The sequence below is a fragment of the Caballeronia ptereochthonis genome, assembly GCF_001545075.1.
GTDB classification, from domain to species: domain Bacteria; phylum Pseudomonadota; class Gammaproteobacteria; order Burkholderiales; family Burkholderiaceae; genus Caballeronia; species Caballeronia ptereochthonis.
Genome location: NZ_FCOB02000011.1, coordinates 24,702 through 48,181, shown reverse-complemented (window position 1 = coordinate 48,181; position 23,480 = coordinate 24,702). Strand labels below are relative to the sequence as shown.

General features: G+C 62.2%; 19 protein-coding genes. 10 read left to right on the top strand and 9 right to left on the bottom strand.

Annotated elements, in window-relative coordinates; translation table 11 throughout:
- Positions 1–41 precede the first annotated feature (41 nt).
- The 4 genes from AWB83_RS13430 to AWB83_RS13410 form a co-directional block, all read right to left on the bottom strand.
- The gene (locus AWB83_RS13430) at positions 42–1,181 is read right to left on the bottom strand and encodes a catalase (RefSeq protein ID WP_244197718.1); all 1,140 of its coding nucleotides are present in this window, start codon (positions 1,179–1,181) and stop codon (positions 42–44) included.
- A complete protein-coding gene (locus AWB83_RS13425; RefSeq protein WP_244197727.1) occupies positions 1,178–1,549 on the bottom strand; it encodes a c-type cytochrome in 372 nt (123 codons plus the stop codon). The genes AWB83_RS13430 and AWB83_RS13425 overlap by 4 nt, the downstream gene beginning before the upstream one ends.
- A gap of 25 nt (positions 1,550–1,574) precedes the next feature.
- Complete coding sequence (locus AWB83_RS13420; protein ID WP_087046191.1) at positions 1,575–2,027, bottom strand: hypothetical protein; 453 nt, start codon at positions 2,025–2,027, stop codon at positions 1,575–1,577.
- Between the two features lie 587 nt (positions 2,028–2,614).
- Entirely contained in the window at positions 2,615–2,878 is a 264-nt protein-coding gene (locus AWB83_RS13410; protein ID WP_244197717.1) for a hypothetical protein, read from the bottom strand.
- 445 nt (positions 2,879–3,323) lie between these two features.
- Here AWB83_RS13410 and AWB83_RS13405 point away from each other — a divergent pair, with 445 nt between their 5' ends.
- Both AWB83_RS13405 and AWB83_RS13400 read left to right on the top strand, forming a co-directional pair.
- Positions 3,324–3,791, top strand: a complete 468-nt coding sequence (locus AWB83_RS13405) for a zinc-finger-containing protein (protein ID WP_087046010.1) — start codon at positions 3,324–3,326, stop codon at positions 3,789–3,791.
- 28 nt (positions 3,792–3,819) lie between these two features.
- Positions 3,820–4,293 (top strand): hypothetical protein, encoded by a 474-nt coding sequence (locus AWB83_RS13400; RefSeq protein ID WP_087046008.1) that lies wholly within the window; start codon positions 3,820–3,822, stop codon positions 4,291–4,293.
- A gap of 16 nt (positions 4,294–4,309) precedes the next feature.
- Here AWB83_RS13400 and AWB83_RS13395 read toward each other — a convergent pair whose 3' ends face one another.
- The 3 genes from AWB83_RS13395 to AWB83_RS13385 all read right to left on the bottom strand — a co-directional run bounded on the left by AWB83_RS13395 (position 4,310) and on the right by AWB83_RS13385 (position 8,154).
- A complete protein-coding gene (locus tag AWB83_RS13395; protein ID WP_087046006.1) occupies positions 4,310–4,492 on the bottom strand; it encodes a hypothetical protein in 183 nt (60 codons plus the stop codon).
- Positions 4,493–5,968: 1,476 nt separating this feature from the next.
- The gene (locus tag AWB83_RS13390; protein ID WP_087046004.1) at positions 5,969–6,946 is read right to left on the bottom strand and encodes a ParB/RepB/Spo0J family partition protein; all 978 of its coding nucleotides are present in this window, start codon (positions 6,944–6,946) and stop codon (positions 5,969–5,971) included.
- Positions 6,943–8,154 carry an AAA family ATPase gene (locus AWB83_RS13385; RefSeq protein WP_087046002.1) on the bottom strand — a complete coding sequence of 404 codons (1,212 nt, stop codon included), beginning with the start codon at positions 8,152–8,154 and terminating at the stop codon, positions 6,943–6,945. Before AWB83_RS13385 ends, AWB83_RS13390 begins: the two co-directional genes overlap by 4 nt.
- 645 nt (positions 8,155–8,799) lie before the next feature.
- On the opposite strand from AWB83_RS13385, the gene AWB83_RS13380 reads away from it, so the two are divergent.
- Positions 8,800–10,206, top strand: a complete 1,407-nt coding sequence (locus tag AWB83_RS13380; RefSeq protein WP_087046000.1) for a replication initiation protein — start codon at positions 8,800–8,802, stop codon at positions 10,204–10,206.
- Between the two features lie 81 nt (positions 10,207–10,287).
- Here AWB83_RS13380 and AWB83_RS13375 read toward each other — a convergent pair whose 3' ends face one another.
- Positions 10,288–11,589, bottom strand: coding sequence for a YbfB/YjiJ family MFS transporter (locus AWB83_RS13375; protein WP_374729111.1), 1,302 nt, complete (start codon positions 11,587–11,589; stop codon positions 10,288–10,290).
- Between the two features lie 456 nt (positions 11,590–12,045).
- On the opposite strand from AWB83_RS13375, the gene AWB83_RS13370 reads away from it, so the two are divergent.
- Entirely contained in the window at positions 12,046–14,157 is a 2,112-nt protein-coding gene (locus AWB83_RS13370) for a phosphocholine-specific phospholipase C (RefSeq protein ID WP_087045996.1), read from the top strand.
- Between the two features lie 385 nt (positions 14,158–14,542).
- The gene (locus AWB83_RS13365; protein ID WP_087045994.1) at positions 14,543–14,971 is read left to right on the top strand and encodes an NUDIX domain-containing protein; all 429 of its coding nucleotides are present in this window, start codon (positions 14,543–14,545) and stop codon (positions 14,969–14,971) included.
- Between the two features lie 226 nt (positions 14,972–15,197).
- Here AWB83_RS13365 and AWB83_RS13360 read toward each other — a convergent pair whose 3' ends face one another.
- Entirely contained in the window at positions 15,198–16,346 is a 1,149-nt protein-coding gene (locus AWB83_RS13360; RefSeq protein ID WP_087045992.1) for an MraY family glycosyltransferase, read from the bottom strand.
- Positions 16,347–16,883: 537 nt separating this feature from the next.
- Between AWB83_RS13360 and AWB83_RS13355 the strand changes: the two genes are divergently transcribed.
- The 5 genes from AWB83_RS13355 (at position 16,884) to AWB83_RS13335 (ending at position 23,439) form a co-directional block, all read left to right on the top strand.
- Positions 16,884–19,109: a polysaccharide biosynthesis tyrosine autokinase gene (locus AWB83_RS13355; RefSeq protein WP_159463051.1), complete on the top strand. Its 2,226-nt coding sequence runs from the start codon at positions 16,884–16,886 to the stop codon at positions 19,107–19,109.
- 68 nt (positions 19,110–19,177) lie between these two features.
- Complete coding sequence (locus tag AWB83_RS13350) at positions 19,178–20,296, top strand: glycosyltransferase family 4 protein (RefSeq protein ID WP_087045988.1); 1,119 nt, start codon at positions 19,178–19,180, stop codon at positions 20,294–20,296.
- A 51-nt stretch (positions 20,297–20,347) separates the two neighbouring features.
- Complete coding sequence (locus AWB83_RS13345) at positions 20,348–21,487, top strand: glycosyltransferase family 4 protein (RefSeq protein WP_087045986.1); 1,140 nt, start codon at positions 20,348–20,350, stop codon at positions 21,485–21,487.
- Positions 21,488–21,622: 135 nt separating this feature from the next.
- Positions 21,623–22,369, top strand: a complete 747-nt coding sequence (locus tag AWB83_RS13340) for a YdcF family protein (RefSeq protein ID WP_087045985.1) — start codon at positions 21,623–21,625, stop codon at positions 22,367–22,369.
- 104 nt (positions 22,370–22,473) lie between these two features.
- The gene (locus tag AWB83_RS13335) at positions 22,474–23,439 is read left to right on the top strand and encodes a hypothetical protein (RefSeq protein ID WP_159463050.1); all 966 of its coding nucleotides are present in this window, start codon (positions 22,474–22,476) and stop codon (positions 23,437–23,439) included.
- The last annotated feature ends 41 nt before the right edge of the window (positions 23,440–23,480 follow it).

Below are 23,480 nucleotides of genomic sequence, written 5' to 3'. Positions count from 1 at the left end.
AAGCCGCGCCGGGCCCGCCGTCTCGCGCAGGCGCGTGCGGTTCAACGCGAACCCAGGAGCGCGCGCGCTTGCTCGCTCGACAGCACGCCCCGGCCCTTGCGATTCGCGGCGCTCGCGGCATAGACATCCTTGCGTGCATGCGTGATGCCGAGCGGCGCGAAGCCGTTGGCCGGATTGAACGCCATCTGGTTGATGCGCGTCTCGTCGTCGTCCGACGGCGGCGAGGCGATCTCCAGCTCGCCGATGGTCACGACATCCGCCTTCCATGCGACCGATGCATCGCTGATCGGCGTCGATCCTTCATCGGCGAAAAGCTGCAGGCCGAGCCGCCACTTCACCGGGCCATCTTTCAGGCGGTTGAGCAGGTCGTCGCGAAGATAGTTGTCGGCGTGACGATCGGCGTTGGTTCCGCCCTCCGTCGATTCATGCGGATGCAGCGAATACTTGATCGCGGCCTGGCCCAGTTGCACGACCGATCCCCAGTAGTCTTCCGTCGTCACGCTATCGACGTGATGCAGCCTGGTTTCCTTGAACAGGACCGTGAGAATCCGCGCGGCCTCGATCGGGCCGAGCTTTTCCGTCATCAGTTCGCGCAAGCCCGTTGCGATGCCGCCTTTCGGACCTTCCGCAAGCAGCGCGACGATGATATCGGCGACCGCCATGAACTGAACCGCGTTGCGCGCGTGCGAACGGCCGCCCTCGTTCGTCATGAGCAGATCAGTTTCGACGCCGTCGTCCGTGAAGAACTTGATCGCGATGCCGCGCACGTCCGATGCGGTGTCGGCCTGCGGGCAAGGCTGCCCGTTCGAGATACGGCACGCGACACGATACGACGCATTGCTTTTTTCTAACGGGCCGAAGCGCGCGGCCGCGGGAATGTCGTCTGCAATGCGAAGTGTGCCGAATGCGCCGAGCAGTTGCTTCTGATGCTGCGCGCGATCGACCTGGCCGTTCAGCTTCGTGTGGCTGCTGCTCGCAAGCTTCGCCTGCTGGGCGCCGATCGCGGCCACGAGCGCCGCCAGCGTGGCTGCATCCTCGGGGTCGTCGGTCCAGCCGGTGCCGTCGCTGGCTGAATGAGTGAAGCCCATGATTAACCTCCGTTCGCGCTTCGTGTGGAAGTCGCGCCATTGAAGTCTAGTTGCGTTCGTGAAGATGCGAAGCGATCGTTGACGGAACCTCACTCACTGGGCGGCATTGCGCCGGCGGCAATGCTGCCGTCGGCGCGTCCGACGAAGTAACGGTAAATCGCGTCGATGCGATCCTCGATCAACGGATTGCCGCGATACGCGGGCATGCCCATTGGCGGATTGCCGTCGAGAACCGCGGCGATGAAGCGTTCGCGGCTCTGCGTGCGCGCAAATCCGACGATCGACGGCGCGGCGAGTCCTTCGTGATCCTTGCCGTGGCAACGCGCGCAGTCGGCGATGCGCACCGCGCGCCAGGCATCGACGAGCGATGCGCCGGCGGCGGCGTTGGCGGGGGCTTGGGCGTGCGCGGCGAGCGAGACGCAGAGCGCGCCGGCCACGATGCCTGACAACGATCGTCGCATCACGATGACTGCCCTGCGCATTGGCTCAACGATTACGGTCCGCGAGCTTGCCGACGAACTTCCATCCCTGATCGCGCATCCACACATAAGTGAAGCCCGTGGGGCCGTCGATGAAGACGGTCATCGGCCGCTCGGCGGCTGACGCCTCTTTTTGCGGCTCCGCCGACGCGGGCGTGATCCGCGCTTCGTTCGGCCTGAGACGCGCGTCGCGGTCGTCGAGACGCCAGCCGTCTTCATCGGCGTAAGTCAGCCGCGACGTGCCGCCCGACGGCGTGCGCACCGTGAGCGTGAGCGGCCCGTCGTCGACGCCGATCGGCTTCGCGCCACGGGGCATCGCGTTCGCGGCCAGCGCTGCATCCGCGGCCGACGCGTCGGCATTGTCCGCGTTGGTGGCGGCCACGCTGATCCCGCATGCCGCGCCGAGCGCGAGGAGCGTGATCGCCAGGAACATCGGGCGCTTCGTTTGATGGCATTTCATTTCGGATACCTCCTTGCTGGCCGCGTCGTGGCGGCCGTCCATATGTGCTGCGGCGGTGTCCGGACGGCCACGTGCTTCATCGCATGCTGCCGCGCGGCGCCGCATCGAACTTCCGGTCGTTCCATTTCGATCATCCGGATGGCTTCATGCGCGCCTCCATGAACGGAATGTCGCCATGCAGGCGCGTCGACGCCTGTCTGTCGTGCAGAAGAGAGAGTTGCCTCGACGAATGTGAGGCCAAGATACCCGCGAGCGCCGGCGTGATGTTTTCGCTACCGAGTCAGGAGCGCCGCGCATGTCGCGCGTTGTAGCCGTTTGCCGCGGATGAGTGTTTGTCGTGTGGAGACGCCGCCACGCGTGGCCGAAAAGAGAGCCGTCTTTTGATGGGTCTTAATATCGACCGAACGGTCGTCGAGGAAAACCACGCATTCGAAGGGATGTCACCCCGCCATCGGGGGACTGCGCAATGGAAGGCAGGTTGGCCGGAGGTTGATCTGATGCAAGGAGATTGCTGGCAAGCGAACGACTGAGATCTTCGTGCGAAGGCGTCCCCGCCGCCTTCGGCATATCGCTACCGACAGCCCGCTTCACTGGCCGCTATAGATGTTGCAGCTCAGTCCCGGGATGCAGGCCTGGCTCGTGCCGGGCGTCCACGCGTCGCGCGAGGCACTGCCGGAGCGCGTCATCGACGTCGTTCCGCCATAGCTGGAATCGGCCGTGGCGGCGTCCTGCGCGCTTTGCTGCGTGGCGCTGCCCTGCGCCGGAGACATCTGCATGTCTTGCGCTGGTGCGAGCGCGCTCATCGCGAAGAGCCCGGCAGCCGTTGCTGCATATAGAAGAGTTGCTCTCATCGCCATCACCTTTCTGGATCGAGTCACTACGTTGAGGACTGCAAGCTTGCGACAGGCTTGCATGTGAACGCATGTCGGGCCGCGTAGACGGCGCATCGGGCGCGCCTTCCGGGCTTCTGATTTAACGTGAGGTCTGATTGATGCGCGACTCGATCGGGCACGAGGCCGGATTCGCGGCGCAGGAGCCCGTGGGCTCCAAAGGCGCGTACCGTGAAGGACGCACTCACAACGTATACCGTGGGAGGGAAAAGTAAATTCCCGGTCTGCGCGATCCTTTGCCGGCGCGCGTGGCGGCGGAATCGAGAATGCTCTGCCTTAAGCAGCCCATGACATCATGCTCAGGCGAAGCGCCGCCCGGCCGCTCCGGAACTTTCGCCGGGCGCGCGTTTCCGAATCGGATCATCGGTTTTGCTATATTGGTTTTCCCGCCCGGGACTTTCTGACAATGCGTGTCGGCCGACCTGTCAAACCCCTTCCTCATCCCGACTGCGATTATTGCGGCGCGCTCGCGACGCTGGCTCGTGCCGGCGATGAAGCCTATCCGTATCGCGACGACCACGGCCCGCTCTGGATATGCGCGCCGTGTCAGGCGTGGATCGGCACGTTCGCGCGCAGCACGCGCAACGTCCCGCTCGGCCGGCTCGCCGACGCCCGCTTGCGCGAGCTGAAAGTGAAATTGCACGCGGCGCTCGAGCCGCTCGTACAAGCGAAGGTCCGTCGCGATGGCTGCAACGTCTTCGAAGCGCGATCCAAGGGAATGAAGTGGCTCGCCCAGGCGATCGGCGTCGATCCGGACAAATGCAGCATCCATACGCTCGATGCCGACCAGTGCGAGCGGGCGATCGCCGTCGTCGAAGATTTCGAACAGGCGCGCGAGAATCACCCTTCAGATTCGGCGGCGGACGATCGTTAACCTGAACAGGTCAACCATCGATCCACGCATGTCACGCACCATTCCTTTCCAACGCTCGCCCAAGGCGACGCGCGCGCGGCTCAGCAAGGCGCAGTTGCTCCCCATTCCGCGCGCAGTGGCAAACGAGCTCGCGCTCGCGGCGCATATGTCTCTGGCCGCCCTGCGTTCGGGCTCGCCGGACATCGCGCCCGCGCAGCACGTCACCGAGGCGATGCTTCTGGCGAAGTTTCTGGCCGAAGCGGGACACGGCGACTTCTCGCATGAAGAGCTGATTCTCGCCGATCAGACGATGGCCGCCGCATTCGACGCGGGCCGCGCGTCCGGCACCTGGGTGTTGGCACCGGAAGACTTCGACCGGCTCGCGGCGATCGTCTCGCTCTACGACCATCAGTTGCGGCGGGCGACGCTCGGCGCCCTCTCCGTCGCGAGCGAGCGGCTCGAGCGATTCAAGGCGGGCGAGGCTTACCAGCCGATGCACACGCGCAAGTCGGCGCCGCTCTGATGCGAGCGTCCGTCCGTTAGAGGACGGTGCGCGGTTTGAACATGACGCTGCGGCCGACGGTCTGCGCGATATCCGGCACGACGGAGCCCGGGTAGCGTACTTCGTTCGATCGGAGACGGAACTTGCAGGTGCCGGTCGGCAGATATTCTTCGAGCATGCGATGTCGCGCATGCGTGTAGTCGGCGATGAGTTCGAACACGCACCGCGTTCCGTTCAGTGCATGCCGTGAAACTCTATCCGCACGCCCTAATAGACGACTTCGCTGAGCGCGTTGTCCGGTGTTGGGAGCGATGGGCTCGCCGATTTCGGCCCGCCGATTTTCCTACGAAAAATGTATCGTTTGATACGGATTGTTGGGATATGGGTTCTGCTCTTGGTCTGTCGCCAAGACTTGGTCTCTTATAGGCCGATGTATAGCTCGAACCGGTCCGATTTCGTGAAACAAGTTTAGGGACGATTCGTAAGATAATGATTTATAATGGTTTATTAGGATTCTCTTCCGCGAGTTAGTGTTTCACGGAATCCGGCGCATGAACTGCGCGCGCAGACTTCGATTTGATATGGATTCCTACGCAACCGATCTTTGATTGCAACCAGGTGAGACCGATATTTAGATGCCGTAGCAAGGCGCATCGGCTCGGCGATGTCGCAGTCCGGGAATTGAGAACGTTCTCTACCCTTTCGGCGATGAGCGGACCAGGCTCTTCGATCAGGATAGAGGTCTTCGTGACCACCGCCGAGGCGGTGTTGAGCGCTTGGATTCGGCGCTTCGATTGCATTTGAGTCGCCTCGATCACAATCACTGACCGACGGCCTCGCGCGTGTACCCAGGGGCCGACCATCGCAATGCGTTCGTGGCGTCGCTTTTATGTTGGTACGAACCAACGCTCGCGCTTAGCGACGCGGACTATGAATCCGCAGTGACGATGCGGTACGTCTGGTTAGTGCGAGGCTCTGAGTGATCGAGTACGCAGGCAAATCCACTCAACAAAACTCACACGCACAGATCAATCCACCGCGCTGAAGATGAGTCCCTGATGTCGTCCAGGCGCCAACCCAAGCGCAATGCCTTCTCTGTGCCGTGCGAGCGAAACGGTTGAAGCGCGGCGTTTTTGTTTGATCGATTAGGTCAAACGCAGACATCGGAGTCGGCGCTCAGGCCGTTCCTTTGGGTTGCTTCTGCCGCAACTGACGAATCTTCAGTCGCGTCAGAAGATCGCTCCGGACGCTTGCTTGACTTGGCATTGCTCGAGCCGTGCTCACAGTGTCCGAATTCGGACATTCGTCGAGAATTCTCAGAACTCAATGTCGCAAGCTCGCGCTTCGCTGAAGCCCGGGGTGCCGCTCATCCGCATTCAATCGATATCGCAGGGCCTCGTCGACGTCTCGTTGCAATGTCCGAATTCGGACACTGCAACGTCCCGGGATGCGCAATTGAATCCGCGATGGTGACCCAGTGAGATTTTGAAGGTCTGAGCGAGGTCTAAACGGCCTCCTTGCGCCAAGTGTCCGAATTCGGACACCCAATACCTTTATCAGCTTCAGGGCCGCTGAATCTGCGACTGACGCGGAAGGACTGCGGTGTCCGAATTCGGACAGTCCGATCGCCGGCCGTAGCGAGAGGACGCACAAAGAAAAACGCAGGCACAAAAAAACCCGCCGAGGCGGGTCATCGTCATTCGGATCGAATCGAAAACATCTTTCCTATATGCTCTCTAAGCTGATTCTCTTGTTCCTCCGTCACCACACCGGCCTTGAACTTGAAAGTCAGGCCTTTGACGTCTTTCGTGATGCTCCCAGCCTGCACTTTGCCGGCAAATATCTTGAGGATGCTTCTGCCACCTGCATCCGTTGCTGATTCCCCCCGGCTTGCCTGCGCACTCAAGCTTGCTGCAACCTTGGTCTGAACCAGGTCTCCAGCGACCACCTGAGGCCACAGTTCCTGAAGCGCCTTCAACCCCTGCTCGCCGGTCTTCTTGAGCGCGTTCGCGATATCCTGCGCAGACGACGCCCCCAAAACTGACGGATTCAAATCCAGATCACGTTTCACAAAATCCGGCAGCGCATCGTATGCGAGAAATCGGTAGAGATCGCTGCGTGAAATGCCCATCGCCTCTGCGAGCCGCGTACGATTGGGAAACTCCGATTCAGCACGACGAATGGCGATCGCGATTTCATAATCGGATAGATCATCGCGGGTGACGTTTTCCATCAACGCCAGAGCTGCCATATCCTGATCCGTGCACTCGATGACGACCGCGCGAACGGTTTCCCGATTGATCAGCTTGTGTGCGCGCCACCGGCGCTCGCCTGCAACGAGCTGAAATGATTCACCGACCCGACGAACCGTCACGGCCTGCAGCAGCCCAACTTCGTTGATCGACCGTGCCAACTCGGAGAGCTTGGTTTCGCTAAATTGACGCCTCGGTTGCCACGGATTCGGCACCATGGCGTCGACGCGAATCTCGGTCTCCAGACCTTTTGCCTCGAGTTCCTGGATGCGAAGTTGAGCCGCGGCCAACGCGCTCGTGATGCCCGGCATCGTCTGCGGACCGCGATTCGTCTTATCCTTTTTGTTCTCCCCTTTGAAATCCGCGGGCTTCGGCAAGTTGGCCGTCTTGGCCATCAGTTGTTCCCGTATGTTATTGCTCATGCCGACTCCCTCCAGGATTTCACGAACATATCATCCAGCCATTTGGCATATTGCATCATCGGTTGCCGCACGCGTTGAAGAGACTTCGCCGTGGAGTGTGTGCTGACGACATCCAGTGCCGTCGAAAAGGAAAGCGCTCCGCCGCTCATCACCGAGCTCGCCGGAATCTCGAATGGATCGAGCCAGCGTCCGTACGCGCTCTGCGCCCATTGACGGACGACCGGTGCCGAAGATGTCTTTCCGTAGTCGACTTTGGACAGCAGAATGGAGATGAAGTCATAGACCTTGTCCTCCTCGTACGGAAGGAAGTCCTCCGCGACGTCCGAGAACAGGCGCCAGAATGCCAGGGAGCTGATGAAGTCGAGATTCTCCGGGATCATCGGCATGACCAGCGCGTCCGCCGCCAGGAGCGCGTTCAGGTTCATATACGACAACGACGGCGAAGTGTCGATCAGGATGTAGTCGTATTGCGAGCGCAACGGTTCGAGTCCTTCCCGCAGAACGGCCCAGAATCGATACCCCTGGATTGTTTTCTGGCGTGCGGGAAGCAGGAACTCCGCGCCGTACAAAAACGTGTGACCGGGGATAATGTCGAGTCCATCCCAATAGGTCGACTGGACGCTCGCGCCGAGCCCGCCCTCTACGTTCTGATCATATATATAGGGCAGCACAGTATCGTCACCGGAAATCTCCTTCTCCGCGTAGAGTCCGCAGAGTTCCGATGCCGACGCTTGGGGATCGAGATCGATGAGAAGCACCTTGCGGCCGAGCAGCGTCAATGCCTGCGCGAGACATACTGTCGTCGTTGTCTTCGCCGAGCCGCCTTTCAACTGTGCCGTTGTAAGGACTTTGCCCCGGAAGGCGCCATCGCCGTCATCAAGACGCGTCTGATAAATGTCCGATGCCACCTTCACCCAGACGCGCACTTCCGGCAGCGTGAACGTCCGGCTGCGGCCGCTGCCATTGAGCGTTCCGGGCGGAAGGCCGCCTTCACCCTTCGTCACCAGATATTGAATTTGCTGCCGAGTCAGATTGCACATCTCGGCCAGTTCGCTGATCGTGTAGATGGGCGCAGTCTTGCGCGGTCGCGGAGCGAGGATCTGTTCCCGAAGGTTGTCCGAGAAGGGTTCAAGGTTATCCGCAAACTCCGCCACTTCGCGAAGGGTGACCTTGCGGTCTTCCATAGGTAGGGTGCCTACGTTAGCCATTCTGCGCTTTCTCCATGTATTGACGCCGAAGCGCAGAATACACGAATACGCGTAAACAAGGTTGTAGAGCGCAGAGATTTCATGGTTTTTAGGGAAAAACGCACCAGTCAGACCATTGATTTTTCGCGATTTTCTCGCAGTGGAGTCCAATCACTCGATCCTTGGTTCGTCCCGTCAGCTCCAGCTCGAACCCGCTCAGAATAGCAAGCGAATGCGTCAGCACAAAAAGCACCCCGGGGGCGGTTTTTGTGCGCACCGGATACGTCTAACTTTCTCTATATTTTTCATGGAGTTAGCATACCTTCCTGAAAAACTTTCGAACTTTGTTCCGCGTCGTCTGTTCAGTTTTTTTGTAAACCCAACCCCGCAAACCCACAAACAGCCATTCGAATTTCCTTTTGAATCAAGCGATACCCCTGTGGATAGGGACGCTTTTTGTGAAGGGCGGGATGCTTTTTGTGCAAGCGAGTCCGCAAATTGGGCAGCAGGGGACGGAAATTGTGGTGATCGGGGCGGAAATTGTGATCGGCGGTCGACTGCCGGGGCGCTTTTTGTGCGCAAAGCGTCGGACAAGGCGGGGCGGTTTTTGTGTTGACACCCCTTGCTCGCCTGATAGAGTGCCGGGATCGAAGCCCAATCGAACGCATGGAAACCCGAGAACTCACCGTCACCCCTCAGCAGTTGGCGCTGGACATCTACGAAGACATGTCCGCCCAAGGCTCGGCCATCTGCGAATCGACGAGGGATATCGGTTTCCTGCGAAACAACATCTTCACGCGAGTTGGCGGTCTGGGCATCGCCGCGCGCCGGGTGCTGGATGCGGCGTACTTCATCGTCGCGACCAAGGCTCCGGAAGAGCTGATCGACGACAAGGTCTACACCTTCTCGGCCGACGTCAACTATTTCAAGTGGCTGATGCGCTATGACAGCCGCAATCACAGCCATCTCATCGCCCAGATGCGAGCCGCGGCTCGCGCCCGCGTGGAAATCATGACGGCGCCGTCCATCGAGGAGCTCACCGAGAAGGACTCGTGGGGCACCATCAGCCTGCTGGGCGATTGCTATATCGAGCGCAACGTCGTTTGCATCCTGCTGGCGGGACGCGTCATCAAGTACCTCATCAGCCCGTACAAGGCTCACTGGCTGAGCTTGCGGGCGTCGACGGCCTTTTCGCTTTCGCTCGCTCGCGCGATTTACGATCGCCTCATTCCCTGCGAGGGGCACGGCGTGACGGAGTGGTTCGCCTACGAAGACGTGCTCGAATGGCCGGGGAAGGTCGGCGAGTCGCGCAAGGAAGTGAAAGAGTTCAAGAAGCGCTTCCTCGAGCCGGCCATCGACCAGCTCAACGAAGTCTCGGACTTCGATGTCAGCTGGGAACCCAATGCCGAGCGCGTCCCGCCCGAGAAACTGAAAATCCGCTTCAGGTTCACCAAGAAGCAGGGCGCGGACGCTGCGCGCGCCGGCATCCAGGACTCCATGTACCTCCTGCTTCACAACGAATTCGCCTTCGATACACCCGACTTCGAGCGCCTTGCCAAGCATCGCGACGTCTGGACGGATGAGCGGCTCGAGCAGGCGATCGAATACACGCGGTTCAAGCTCAACGAAGGCAAGGTGACGGTCAGCCCGAGGGGCTATCTCTTCAAGGCGCTGGAAGGGAATTACCGGATCGGCGAGGCCGACCGCAAGATGGCCGCCATCAAGGCCAAACAGCTGGAGGACGACAGGAAGGGCCACCGCACGCGGGATGCCGCACAAGCGAATCTCGAGGCCAGCATCCAGGTGCAGAACGAGACGGCCAAGGCCAAGATGAGCGACGAGATCAGGGCGGGCCGCCAGTATTTCGAATCGGCCGATGCCCAGTCGCGCAAGGATCTCTGTCACTCGTTCGTGAGCCAGTTGATCCCGCAGCGGCTGATCGAGAAGCAGGGCCTGTCGCGCGAGACCTTGAGCGCCGACAACATTCTCACGGTCAATCGCGTGGTCGCCGATGCGTTCTGCTCGCACGTCTTCGTGAAGATGAAGAAGGCGCGCGCCGGCAGTCAAGTCTGACCTGCCGGCTATCGCGGCAGGTTTGTCGCCGGATTCGGTTCATTCGGCATCCGAACGATCGGCGCGGCTCGCCAGGGTTGATCAGGCCGATCTCGCCGCGCCCCTCAACGGCTTCTGACAGGCCGCAAGCAACGCACCCGCCACGAGCACCAGCGCGGAGTAGACAAGCCCGCGCGTGAGCCCCGCGCTGTCCGACACGCGGCCGATCACGACCGGCCCGACGATCTGACCGAGCGCGAACACGATCGTGAATGCGTTGATTCCCCTCGGCCATTGACTTGCGGGCAGGTTATGCCGCACGAACGCCGTCGTCGATGCCACCGCGGACAGAAACGTCGCCCCGAACAACGCGCCGGACACGAATGCCGCCAGCGGATGAACGACCACCGCGGGAACGAGCGTCGCGGCCGCGAGCAGCGCGTTGAGTATCGCGAGCGCCTGCCCGCCTCGCATGCGGTCGAGAAGCCCGGACCACATGCGCGCGGACGCCACGGTAGCCACGCCGAGCAGGATATAGAAGCCGCTTACCACGGCAGCGCTCATACCCGCGTTGCGCAGCAAGGCGACGATGAAGGTCATGTAGCCGATATAGCCTATGCCGAAGCATCCATATCCGGCGAGCGCGAGCGCAAAACGACGCCGCTGCACGGGGGCGGCGCGTGCGTCGTTCGCGGCGTGACGCGCGGTGGAAGCAGGATGCGCTGATTCGATTCGCCGCGCGGCCCGCACCGCGATGACAGAAGACGCCGCACAGGCAACGGCCAGCGCGAACCATGCGTAGCGCCACCCGTGAACGACGGGCAGCACCGCGAACGGAACGAGTATCGACGAGATCACGATGCCCCAGCCGGTGCCGCCGTAGTACAGCCCGATCACGAGGCCGGCGTCGCGCGGCGAGCGAGACGCGAGCCGTGCCGCCAGCACGCCGCCGCTCACGAAGATGAGCGCACTGCCCATACCCGTCGCGACGCGCAGCGCGAGCAGGGCGTCGGTATCGACGACCATGCCGCTCGTCGCCATCAATACGGCCGTGACGACGCAGCCCGCGACGAACAGCGATCGCGATGCAAACCGCATGGACAGCCGGGAGAACGCGAGCGCGCCGAGCAGATAGCCGAGCGCGTTCGCCGTGTTCATGGCGCCGGCCTGCGCGAAATTCCACGCCAGGTCCTGCCGCATCGGCGGCAGCAGAAGCGCATATGAAAAACGCGCGAGCCCGAGCGCGATTGCGCTACCCAGCGACAGGGCAAGCGCTTCCGTGAGCGCCTGCTTCCGGTCTGCTTCATGGACACTCGCCGGAAAAGCGGCGCATGCTCCGGTTCGGGAATCCCCCCGGGCGCCGCTTTCACACAACTCTTCACTCGCCTCGTTACGCTGGGTCACGCTCTTGTCGTCCTCTCGATGGCACTGCGCGCGGTCATCCCCGTCGATCCGCCGACGTATGGTATCGCGGACGGTCACATTGCTTACACAAGCGATGGCTAAGCTTCGCGGCGCTGCGTCCATCGGCGCGAATCTGCCGGAGAACTCCGATGTCGTCTGTCCCAGGCCCTCGCCGCACGGCGGCGCGACTTGTCGTCTGCGTCTGCGCAATCGTTTGCGGATGCAGCAAGCCGGAGCCGGACGACGCGAATCCGTCTCCCACGGTCTCCGCTGCGAGCAGCGCGCCTTCCGCTGCAACCGAAACAAGCGAGCTTCAAGACTGGGCAAAGCAAGCCACAGGCGGCGCTTCTGGCCAGTCCGCGCAGGCAGGCATCGCGCGGGCTTCGTCGGACGCGCTCGCGACACCGGTGATTCACACGGTGGACTGACATTCCCTTCCACTTTCCCCGCATACCGATGAAAAACAAGAATCGTCGTGACTTTCTGCGCGCGGCCGTCGAGGCCGCTGGTGCGACCGCCGCGTTGAACGTGATGCCGCTCGGCATTCGCCAGGCGCTCGCGATTCCCGCGAACAATCGGCATGGATCGATCGAGGATATCGAGCATATCGTCGTGCTGATGCAGGAGAACCGCTCGTTCGATCATTACTTCGGCACCCTGCGCGGCGTGCGGGGCTTTGGCGACAAAAGCGCCGTCACGCTGCCGAGCGGCAAGCCGGTCTTCAACCAGCCGATCGCGGCGGGCGCGGGCGAGGTGCTGCCGTTCCATCCGGGCGCGTCGAACCTCGGCCTGCAGTTCCTGCAGGACCTGCCGCACGACTGGGTGAGCGGGCAGGGCGCGTTCCACGGCGGTCTCTACGACCAGTGGGTGCCGTTCAAGGGCACGACGACGATGGCGTACCTGAAGCGCGACGACATCCCGTTCCACTATCAGCTCGCCGATGCCTTCACGATCTGCGACGCCTATCACTGCTCGACCAACACGTCGACCGACCCGAACCGCTATTACATGTGGACGGGCTATGTCGGCAACGACGGCGCGGGCGGCGGCCCGGTCGTCGACAACGCGGAAGCCGGCTACGGCTGGTCGACGTTCCCCGAAGTGCTGGAGCGCGCCGGAATCTCGTGGAAGATCTATCAGGACATCGGCACCGGGCTCGATGCGAAGAATTCGTGGGGCTGGACCGACGACGCCTACATCGGCAACTACGGCGACAACTCGCTGCTCTATTTCACGCAATACCAGAACGCGCAGCCCGGCAGCCCGCTGTATGAAAAGGCCCGGCGCGGCACCAACGCCGCCGCCGGCGACGATTATTTCGCGATCCTCAAGCGCGACGTGCAGGGCGGCACGCTGCCGCAAGTGTCATGGATCGTGGCGCCCGAAGCCTTCTCGGAGCATCCCAACTGGCCCGCGAACTACGGAGCGTGGTACATCGATCAGGTGCTGCAGGTGCTGACGTCGAACCCCGACGTATGGAGCAAGACGGCGCTCCTCATCAACTACGACGAGAACGACGGTTTCTTCGATCACGTGGTTCCGCCGTTTCCGCCGACTTCGAGCGCCAACGGCCTCTCCACCGTCGACACGAGCGAGGAAATCTTCCCGGGCAGCGCGAAATACGCGAGCGGCCCGTATGGTCTCGGCGCACGCGTGCCGATGCTCGTCGTGTCGCCGTGGTCGAGAGGCGGCTGGGTCTGCTCGGAAACGTTCGACCATACTTCGGTGATCCGCTTCATCCAGAAGCGATTCGGCCGCGCGCACGGTCTCGCCGAGCCGAACATCTCGCCGTGGCGTCGGGCGATCTGCGGTGATCTGACGTCCGCGTTCGACTTCCGCAATCCGAACGGCGGATTGCCCGTGCTGCCCAGCACCAGCGGCTACGTCCCGCCCGACAGGGTGCGCCATCCCGACTACGTGCCGTTGCCGCCTGTCGCGCAGGCGCAGCCGTTGCAGGAGCCGGGCGTTCGCGCGGCGCGCGCGCTGCCGTACGAGCTCTTCGTGCGCACGCGTCCGGATGCCGCGAAGGACATCGTCTCGTTCGATTTCGTCAATACCGGCAGCGCGGGCGCGGTTTTTCTGCTCTATCGCAACGCCAGCGCCGATGCGCCGCGCACGTACACGGTCGAAGCGCGCAAGCGTCTCGCCGACCGCGTTTCTGCGAATCCGGATGGCAGCTTCGATTTCGTCGTGCATGGACCGAACGGCTTCCTGCGACGGATCGCGGGCAAGGCCGACGCGCAGCACGGCTGGTGGTCGCGCGAACAGGCCGCGCCGGAAGTGGCGGAAGGCTATGACGTCGCCAACGGCAATCTGCAACTGCGGCTCGAGAATCGCGGAACGGCCGCCTGCACGTTCAGCGTGACCAATGCCTACGATTCGTCGAAGACGATCACCCGGCGCGTGCGCGGCGGAGACACCGCGCAGGTCTACCTCGATCTGCGCGACGCGCACGGCTGGTACGACGTCGAGGTCAAGGTGGATACGGATCGCGCGTTCCTGCGGCGTCTCGCGGGTCACGTCGAGACCGGACGCGACAGCATGAGCGACCCCGCGTTCGGCGCGTGAGGTCGAGCGCAGCAGACCCAACCTTCCCGCAGTAGTCCTCGCCGGCCGCGCGCCAGAATCCGGGCGCGCGGCCGCGCATCACCCGCCGTCGTCCTCCGCGGATGCCGCAAGCGCGGAACTCACCGGCTTTCCCTCACTCGGATAATCTCAGACGCGTGCGAGCGCGAGCGGAAATCCTCACAGGACGACGCCCGGCGCTCGCGTGTGCGTTCGTGCGCACGTGGGGATTGCACGCCTTGCCGCATGTAACCAGCGCTGGGAAAATCTCCTCGCACGCCAGTTCAAGCCTGAGATCGAGGCGACGGCGCGACAGACAACGGAACGCCGGTGCTTCGGAGCGCACCATCAATCCAATAACGAGTTGGAGTGCAACACGGAGACGGGGATGAGAGTACGAGCGACTGTGCTGCTGGTTCGACACCATGCGGTGCTTCTGGTTCGGGAACGCGGCGGTCCATGGCTGCTGCCGGGCGGGACGGTGGAGCTCGATGAGCTGCCCATCGTCGCGGCGATCCGGGCGTTGCACGAGGAAAGCGGCGTCGAAGCGAGCGCGGCCGCGTTTCTGTTTCAACAGGTATCCGCGCATCACCTTCATCATGTCTTTCGCATCGCGATCCCGGACGACGTGCATCCGCGCGCGGCTATGGGAGGCGGCCTCGACGAAGTGCTCTGGGCCGAGCCGTCCCGGCTTGCGCACATGAGCATCACGCCGGGTACGCGAGCGATTCTGAATCGCGCGATCGGACTCGGATACGAATCGACGAAACCCCACAGGGATCCCAATGGCATGGGCGCCGGCAAGCGCTGGCGCTGACAGGCAGCCTGCCGTGCGAGCGCTCGCGACCGAGCATGCGCGAAGGCGTTCGCATCGAATCCGGACGAAGGTCGCGTTGCCCGTCTGCGCGTGATGCAGGCGCGGATGGCGGACACGAACGTGGAGGGCCGCGAGCGAATCGCGCGTTGAATGAAACCTGCGCGTTCATGCGGCAGGGCATGAACGCGCAAGCCCGGATTTGACGCTTGGACTTTCGCCCGAAGGTTCAGCGCAGCCGATCAGGCGCCGCCGGCGGCCGTTCGGCGCGGGAAGCGTGTCCGAGCATCCAGACGGGGAGCATCATCCAGCCCGGCGTCTTGAACCTGACGATAACCGAATACATCCAGACATACGCGCCCGCGAACGCGACGGCGGCGATCCCGAGCACATACGGCGAGTTCCAGAAGAACGTGGCCGGGACGATCGTGATGAGACTCAGAACCCACAGGTAGATCGAACTGACCGAGTTGCGCCGCGTGCAGCGCTGCATATCCCTGAAGGAGATGCCCTTGCGGCCGATCCGCTTGTAAATGAGCGTATGAAGATGCAGCGCATCCGGCGCATCGACAGGCCGCCCGCGAACGTATCGTCGCCGGTAGATGGAGAAGATCGTCTCGAAGGCCGGATACATGGCTACGATCGCATAGAACGCGCTGACGTTTGGATGACGTGCGATCAGCAGCACGACGAGCTCCGCCATGACGAACCCGACGAAGTAAGCGCCGCCGTCACCCATGAACACGAGCGCCGAGGGATAGTTCCACAGGACGAATCCGCCGATCGTGCCGATCATCGTGAAGGCCACGCTCGCGACGAGCCAGTCGTTCACGGTGACGGCAACATACCCGATCGAGGCGAAGATCAGAATCGCGATGACTGAAGCGAGGCCGTTCAGGCCATCGACGATATTCATCGCGTTCGTGACACCGGCCACGGCAACGACGGTGAATGCGATGCCGATGGGCACGATGCGCAGCATGAAATCGATGACCGGCAAATCCACCCTGTCGACGACCGCGTGCAGTACGAAGCAACCCGCGAGCGCAGCCGCCAGCGCGCAAAGAAGACGTACGCGCGGGGTCACGCGCTTGGTGAGGTCTTCCGCGAGTCCACCGATGAAAGCGGGCGTCGCGCAGCTCAACAAAAGAAACGCCTCGTACGTCGGTGATGTATGAAAGACCGTCGACGTCGCGAAGGTGACGGCCGTGGCGCAGAAGATCGCGAGACCACCTACCCGGGGAACCGCGCGGTAATGATTTCTCTGGACGGCGCGAAGATCGAGGTCGAGGGAAGAGCGTGCGTAGATCCCCGCATACCTGACAACCAGCCACGTCACCAGAAACGCGCTTGTGAAGCCAACTGTCAAGTTAACCATTTGGTTCTCCGTGAGCTTACGAAAGCGGCATGGTGCGGTGCGGAAAATTACGGGTTGCTCCAACTCCACAGTGCGGGGGCAAGTACTCTTTCGTGCGAAAAAGCGAAAAAAACTAATAAGCGTTCACTAATATGTTGAATCGATAGGACAGCCTTTTGCTGTCCGCAAAGTATCCTAATCAACAACGCATCGGCATTCCACAAGTTTTTTCGTAGAGGTATCCCCTAACGCTAGAAAATCATATCTTCAGATCAACCAAATAAATGCATAAAGCGTGTTGCTGTTATCGACAACGGCGTTATACGATACGGAGCACCGCACAAAATCAGTGCCGATATGCAGTTCTAATGAAGCTCGGAATTATTACTTGGCTGTGTCAAAGGCCGCCCGTTTTTTAAGTCAGATAAATGCGGCTGCCTGGCGTCGGTTTGGACAAATGGAGCCAAACGGCCCCTCTCTCGGGTTGAAGCGGGGTGCCATAACAATCTCCTGTTTGACAGACACGCTGAACGAAAGGGGAAGAGCATGGCGGAGCAAATGGACCAACGCGCTGTGGAGGATAACGGATCACCTCCACGGTTCGATTTCAACAGCGTAATCGACACTATCTATTCTCACCGCTGGCTGGTCATCTGCGCTTTCGTCTTAATATTCGCGACGGGTTTTATTTATGCAGTTATCGCGCCGCCGGTCTATCAAGCGAAAATCGTCGTTCAACTGGAAGATACCGGAGAGGGCAACACCCGTTCGTCTAATGAATATGTAGGTGATGCATCGTCAATCGTCGGAACCAGGTCGAATGCCGAGGGCGAGATTCAAATACTCGGCTCCAATCGCGTCGTCGGCGAGGCCGTCGACGGGTTGAACCTTGCAGTCACCGCCCAGCCCGTCTACTTTCCCCTCATCGGGCGAGTCATCGCACGATATGCACAAGGGCTTTCCACTCCGGGACTGCTGGGCCTCGGTGGATACGCGTGGGGCACCGAGTCGATCGACGTTCGTTCGTTCGAGGTACCCAAGCGCGACGTGGGACGTTCATACGAACTCAAGACGCTGGCCGGCAATCTCTATGTACTGAGCGGCCCGGGACTCGACGCTCCGGTCACCGGCAAGGTCGGCGAAGCGATGACCTTCAACACCGCCAGCGGCCCGCTCAAGCTGCGCGTCGCCTCCATCAATGCGGAGCCGGGGGCCGCGTTCACGGTGCGCCGCGTCTCGCGCGCTTCCGCCATCCAGACGATCAAGCGATCGATGACGGTCGACGAACAGGGCAACAAGTCGGATGTGCTGGCCGCGACGCTGTCGGGCGCGGATCCGGTCGCCGTGAGCGCGACGATCAACGCGATCGGCCACGCATACGAAAGGCAGAATGCCGAGCGCAAGGCGGTGCGCGCGCAGTCTTCGCTCGATTTCCTGAATTCGCAGCTTCCGGCGTTGCGACAACAGGTCGAACAGGCAGAGACGCGGTACAACGACTATCGCAACCGGCATGCGTCGGTCGATATCAGCGAACAGGCACGTGTGCTCCTGCAGCAATCTTCGACGGCGGAATCCTCGCTCTATCAGCTCCAGCAGAAGCGCCAGGAACTGGCGGCGCGCTTCTCGCCCAGTCATCCGGAAGTCGCGCAACTGGACAAGCAGATCGAGGCGACGCGCCGATATCGCGACTCGCTCACCGACCGCGTCCGCGAGCTGCCGGCCGACGAGCAGGGCACCGTTCGCCTGATGCGCGAAGTGCGCGTGGCCACCGACGTGTATGCCACGATGCGCTCGAACATGGAGCAGCTTCAATTGTTGCGGGCCGGAAAGATCAGCGCCGTGCGTATCGTGGACGACGCCGAGGTTCCGGAGCTGCCCAGCAAGCCGAACAGGATGATGATCATCCTGGTTTCCGCGATCGCCGGCCTGCTTGCGGGGCTCGGTCTCGCTTTCGGACGCGATTACCTGAAGAAGGGCGTCGTCGATCCGATCGAGCTGTCGAGCACGGGCTTGCAGCTGTACGGCGCCATCCCGCTGAGCGTGGACGAAGGGCGCCTCGCGAGGAACAAGACCCCGAGCGTGCCGGAGCGCCTGCTGGCCGCCAAGTGTCCTCAGGACCCGGCGGTCGAAGGGCTGCGGATTCTGCGCACGGCCGTGCAGGTCTCCATGATCGGTGCGCGCAACAAGGTCGTCATGTTGAGCGGCCCGATGCCGCGCAGCGGCAAGTCGTTCACGTCGGCCAACTTCGCGGCGGTACTTGCCGCGGGCGGAAAGCGGGTCCTGCTGATCGACGCGGATCTTCGCCGCGGACACATGCATCGGATTCTGGGCCTGCCGTGGGCGCCCGGTCTCGCTGAAGTGATGCAGGGTTCGCTGTCCATCAAGGACGCGATTCGTCGCGAGGTGCTGCCGAACCTGGACTTCCTCTGTGTCGGCCGGTATCCCGATAACGCGTCCGAGCTGCTGCTGAGAGGCAATTTCCAGCGCGTACTCGATGAGGTGGCCGACAACTACGACATCGTGATCGTGGACGCCGCCGCGGTGCTCGCGGTATCCGACGTGGGCATCATCGCTCCGACGGCCGGGACCATTCTGCTTCTGGCGCGCTACGGTGTCACGCGCGCGACCGAGGTCACCGCCGCGATCCAGCGTCTCAATCAGGCGGGCTGCAAGGTGAACGGTCTCCTGCTCAATGCCGTGCCGGAGGGCGCGGGCGGCTACGCTTATTCCAGACGATACGGAGGCGGAGCGTACAAGTCCTACTATCAGGAAATGGATTCGTAGTGAATGTCGCCCAGGCTTTGTGATGCGCGCTCGCGCATGGCTGACGCTTCGATCGATACCACACATCCATGAAGATCTTCCTGCTGGTGAGTTCGATGGGAACGGGCGGCGCTGAGCGCGTCGCGGCAACGCTCGTCAACGCGTGGGTCGCGCGTGGCGACGAGGTCACGCTCGTGCCGACCTTCTCGGGCCGGAGCGCCATGTTCTATCCGCTCGACGAGCGCGTTCGCGTGATCCATCTTGCAGAGCGCGTCCCGAGCCGGGGAAGCGGCCTGTCGCGCTACCTTGCGCGCGTCATGGCGCTGCGCGCGCTGATCCGCGAGTCGCGTCCGGACGTGCTGATTTCCTTCCTGCCCAACGTGAACGTCATGACGCTGCTGGCGTCGCGCGGTTTGCGCATTCCGGTGATCGCATGCGAGCACAACAATCCGTCGGTCGACGGCCGCTCGCGCCTCTGGACCATCCTGTGCAGAGTGTTCTATCCCGCGGCCCGGATCGTCACGGTGCTCACGGAAGGCGTCGTCGAGCCTTTTCGCAGAATGGTACCCGGCGTGCGAACCATCGTCGTGATGCCCAATCCGCTGCCGAACGAGGTGTTCGAGCTCGCGCTCGCGCGGGAAGAGCGAGGCGGGCGGAAAAGAATCGTGTCGGTCGGGCGGCTTACCGCGCAGAAACAATTCGACGTGTTGATCGATGCATTCGCGGCCGTCGCGGGCGAGCGCGACGACGTCGATCTCTGGATCTGGGGCGAAGGCAGCGACCGGGCGAACCTGGAGGCGCAGATCGGGCGGCTCGGCATGGGCGGCCGCATCTTTCTGCCCGGGACGACCGACGCGATGTGGCGCGAACTGTCGGGCGCGCGGGCGTTCGCGATGTCCTCGCGCTACGAGGGCCTGCCGATGGCGCTGATGGAAAGTCTCGCACTGGGCGTGCCGTGCGTCGCGTCCGACTGCCCGAGCGGGCCGAGGGAACTGACGCGTGACGGGCAGGACGGCTTGCTCGTGCCCGTCGGCGATCGCGAAGCGCTGACGCAGGCGTTGCGCCGCGTCGTCGACGATGACAGCCTTTGCCGGGAGATGGGCAGACAGGCTTCGTGCGCCATGCGCGAGCGCTACGGGTTACAGGCCATATTGCCGATGTGGGATCGTCTGTTCGTCCGCGTGGGCGCGGCGGCGTCAGGGTCCTGATAACGGCCGCAGCGGTTTTTGGACTCATGGAATAACGAACGAGAGATCGCAATGAAGATCCTGATGTTTATTTATTGCATGCATTGCGGCGGTGCGGAGCGGACCACGGCGAGCCTCGCCAACGAATGGGTCGCGCGAGGAGCCGACGTCACGGTCGTGTCCATCGAGTCGACGGACGTCGACTTCTATCCGCTTCATCCCGCCGTGCGCCGCATCGCACTGAATGCCGCGAGCGTGTCGCCCGGCGCGCTTGCCGCGCTCGGCGCGAATTTCGAGCGTGTCAGGGCGCTGCGCGAGGTGCTGCGAGAGCTCAAGCCGGACGTCGTTCTCGGAATCATGACGGTGGCGTCCGTCCTCGCGATTCTCGCGACCCGCGGATTGCCTTGCAAGGTCATCGCGACCGAGCATACGCACCCGCCGATGCTGCCCTTGAGCCGAACCTGGCAGCAGCTGCGCCGCTGGACGTTTCGCTCGGCGGATCTCGTCGTGGCGCTGACGGGCGACAGCAAGCACTGGCTCGAAAAAAATTGCGAGTGCACTGACGTGTGCGTGATCCCGCCGCCTTTCACGCTGCCGATCCCGCGGCTCGAGCCGACCCTCATGCCGGATGCCGTCGTCGGACGCGATCGCCGCGTGTTGCTGGCGGTCGGCCGACTGTCGGAAGAAAAGGGCTTTCATAACCTGATCGACGCTTTCTCGTCTATCGTGAGCACCGTGTCGGCGTGGGACCTCGTGATCGTGGGCGAAGGCGACGAGCGGCCCGCGCTGCAAAAGCAGATCGATGATGCGGACCTCCGGGACCGGATTCACTTGCCGGGCAGGGCGGGCAACATCGCCGACTGGTACGAACGCGCCGATCTCTATGTGTTGAGTTCACGATTCGAAGGCTTCCCGATGGCCCTCACGGAAGCAATGGCGAGCGGCATCGCCGCCGTGAGTTACGACTGCGATTGCGGTCCGCGCGACATCATCCGGCACGGGGAAAACGGCCTTCTGGTCAAGGAGGTCGGCGATACCCGGATGCTTGCGGAAGCGTTGCAGAGGCTGATGTTGAGCGACGTCGAGCGCCTGCGTCTGGCGACCCGAGCTGCGGGCCTCAGGGAAAGCTTTTCGCTGGACAAAGCCATTTCGCTCTGGCGAGACGCGTTCGTGGCTGCCGGAGTGGAGGAGACGCGGCGCGTCGGCGCGTGAAATGAGCATCGCTGTCATCTGCCAGATGTATTGGTCCCGACGGGCTTGTGTGTGCTTGCGCTCATACCGGACCGATGGGAAGGTGCTGGCTTCGTGACGGTCTCCTAAGCGATGTATCGTTGGTAACGAGGCTCGATGTCGCAGCGCGGATACGTGCGGGCATCTGGCGAGCACATTGAACGGATGCGCGGAGTATTTCAGTTGAATCGTCGTACATCGGCCCTGTTCGCGTGGGCGAGCGTCTCTGCGGTCCTCATGATGGGCCTATCCTGGGTGACGGGCTCCGGCGTGTGGAGTGTCGGATTTCAGAGCCCGCCGCCGCATACCGACCCGGCGTTCGGCGCACGTAACGCCATCGTGCTGTTGAGCGCCGGCGCGGATCAGTGGGAATCGGGCGGTCCGTACGTTCCCACCTACGATGCCATGTTCCGGATCCGGCGCGCCGCGGCGGACTACGCGGCGTGCAAGGCCGACAACCGGGTTTGCAAGGTCATTATCAGCGGTGGCGATCCGAGCCATCACGGCCAGTCCGACGCCGAAATCTATACCTCGGAAATCGAGGCGCTCGGCGTCGGCGCAGCGGATCTCATTCTGGAGCAACGCAGCCGCACGACGTACGAGAACGCGAGATATGTGGAGCCACTGCTGCGGAGCGGAAACTATGACGTCGTTCTGCTGGTCACTTCCGCATACCATATGCGCCGTGCGCAGCTTGCTTTCAATCGCCTCGGGTTGAGGGTGATACCCGACGCCGCTCGCGCCGACAAGCCGGTGATCTCCTTTCTTCCGCGCAGGCATAACTTCCGCTTGGCCTGGCGTGCGCTTCACGAACTCGGTGGCATCGTTCAATTGCGCATGTACGACTGGGCCGGCATCCACTGATGACGAGACACGACGAGCCCATGCCCAGTCAGCGTCCCGATGAATACGACGAGAAAGGCGCGATGCGGCCGTGGCGCCCGCTCCCCGCGCGAAGGACGAGGCGTTTGACTTCGATCCTGTCGGGACGGTCGAGGCGAGCGGTTGCCCTGACATGGTTATTGGCGTGGGTGTGCGAGGGCGCGTTTGCTCAGGGTTCCCCCGTTCCGCGCACGTCGCAATGTCCGCTCACGTCGTTCACGGCTCCTCCGCTGTTCCATCCCAACGATCCCCGCGTGTTCGGCGCGAAATGCGATGGCGTCACCGACGATAGCGCCGCATTCCAGAAGGCAATCAATGCCGGTGATGTGAAGGTCGCCGCGGGAACCTGTCTGATCAATAAGACGGTCACCGTTCGGGTCAGTCAAAGACGGCTGGAATGCGCGCCCGGAACGCTCCTCAAGCGCACCGTGTCGGACGCTGAAAGCATGTTCCTCTATGACGCGGGCAATGGCGCGCTGATCGGAAACAGCATCGTGAACTGCAACTTCGAGGGCGCGAATTCGCCGGAACCGGTGATCGATTTCCAAGCGCCGGGCCACTGGGACATTCCAGTGCTTACAAGGGGCAACGTCAGCAACTTCCTGTTCGCCGGAAACACGATGAAGCAGTTCTTCGGACAGTCGTTCTTTCAGACCACGGGCGACAACGGCGGAAGCGGCGACAGGGTCATCTTCAATACATTCATGAACTGTCCTCTGTACGGGCCGGCGTTCGTCGGTCACATGAACGGCTACATCGGCTACAACAGGGTGATGGGCTGCATGGCGGGCATCGAGAACGATCACGCCACCGACAATACGGGCGGCAACATCCTGGAATGCAACAAGATCACTGCTTCGAACGGAGCAAGCGGAAACATTACAGGCGGCGTACAGGGCAAGAACACGAACTACAGCGGCAATATCGTGCGCTACAACCTGATTACCGGAAAAAACACCGGCATTCTGCAGAAGCACGAGGAGGGCGGCAGGGATGCGCAGTACATCGGAAACTCCTGCATCGACGGATGCCGTGTCAAGGGCAATCCCTGATTTCCCATAGCCGCGCAGCCGGCATGACGCAGTGCCCGAAC

Bases quoted from the DNA above. Each gene is read 5' to 3' on its own strand.
- AWB83_RS13425 (WP_244197727.1), bottom strand. From the start codon at position 1,549: ATGCGACGATCGTTGTCAGGCATCGTGGCCGGCGCGCTCTGCGTCTCG.
- AWB83_RS13420 (WP_087046191.1), bottom strand. From the start codon at position 2,027: ATGAAATGCCATCAAACGAAGCGCCCGATGTTCCTGGCGATCACGCTC.
- AWB83_RS13410 (WP_244197717.1), bottom strand. From the start codon at position 2,878: ATGAGAGCAACTCTTCTATATGCAGCAACGGCTGCCGGGCTCTTCGCG.
- AWB83_RS13405 (WP_087046010.1), top strand. From the start codon at position 3,324: ATGCGTGTCGGCCGACCTGTCAAACCCCTTCCTCATCCCGACTGCGAT.
- AWB83_RS13400 (WP_087046008.1), top strand. From the start codon at position 3,820: ATGTCACGCACCATTCCTTTCCAACGCTCGCCCAAGGCGACGCGCGCG.
- AWB83_RS13390 (WP_087046004.1), bottom strand. From the start codon at position 6,946: ATGAGCAATAACATACGGGAACAACTGATGGCCAAGACGGCCAACTTG.
- AWB83_RS13385 (WP_087046002.1), bottom strand. From the start codon at position 8,154: ATGGCTAACGTAGGCACCCTACCTATGGAAGACCGCAAGGTCACCCTT.
- AWB83_RS13380 (WP_087046000.1), top strand. From the start codon at position 8,800: ATGGAAACCCGAGAACTCACCGTCACCCCTCAGCAGTTGGCGCTGGAC.
- AWB83_RS13370 (WP_087045996.1), top strand. From the start codon at position 12,046: ATGAAAAACAAGAATCGTCGTGACTTTCTGCGCGCGGCCGTCGAGGCC.
- AWB83_RS13365 (WP_087045994.1), top strand. From the start codon at position 14,543: ATGAGAGTACGAGCGACTGTGCTGCTGGTTCGACACCATGCGGTGCTT.
- AWB83_RS13360 (WP_087045992.1), bottom strand. From the start codon at position 16,346: ATGGTTAACTTGACAGTTGGCTTCACAAGCGCGTTTCTGGTGACGTGG.
- AWB83_RS13355 (WP_159463051.1), top strand. From the start codon at position 16,884: ATGGACCAACGCGCTGTGGAGGATAACGGATCACCTCCACGGTTCGAT.
- AWB83_RS13350 (WP_087045988.1), top strand. From the start codon at position 19,178: ATGAAGATCTTCCTGCTGGTGAGTTCGATGGGAACGGGCGGCGCTGAG.
- AWB83_RS13345 (WP_087045986.1), top strand. From the start codon at position 20,348: ATGAAGATCCTGATGTTTATTTATTGCATGCATTGCGGCGGTGCGGAG.
- AWB83_RS13340 (WP_087045985.1), top strand. From the start codon at position 21,623: ATGTCGCAGCGCGGATACGTGCGGGCATCTGGCGAGCACATTGAACGG.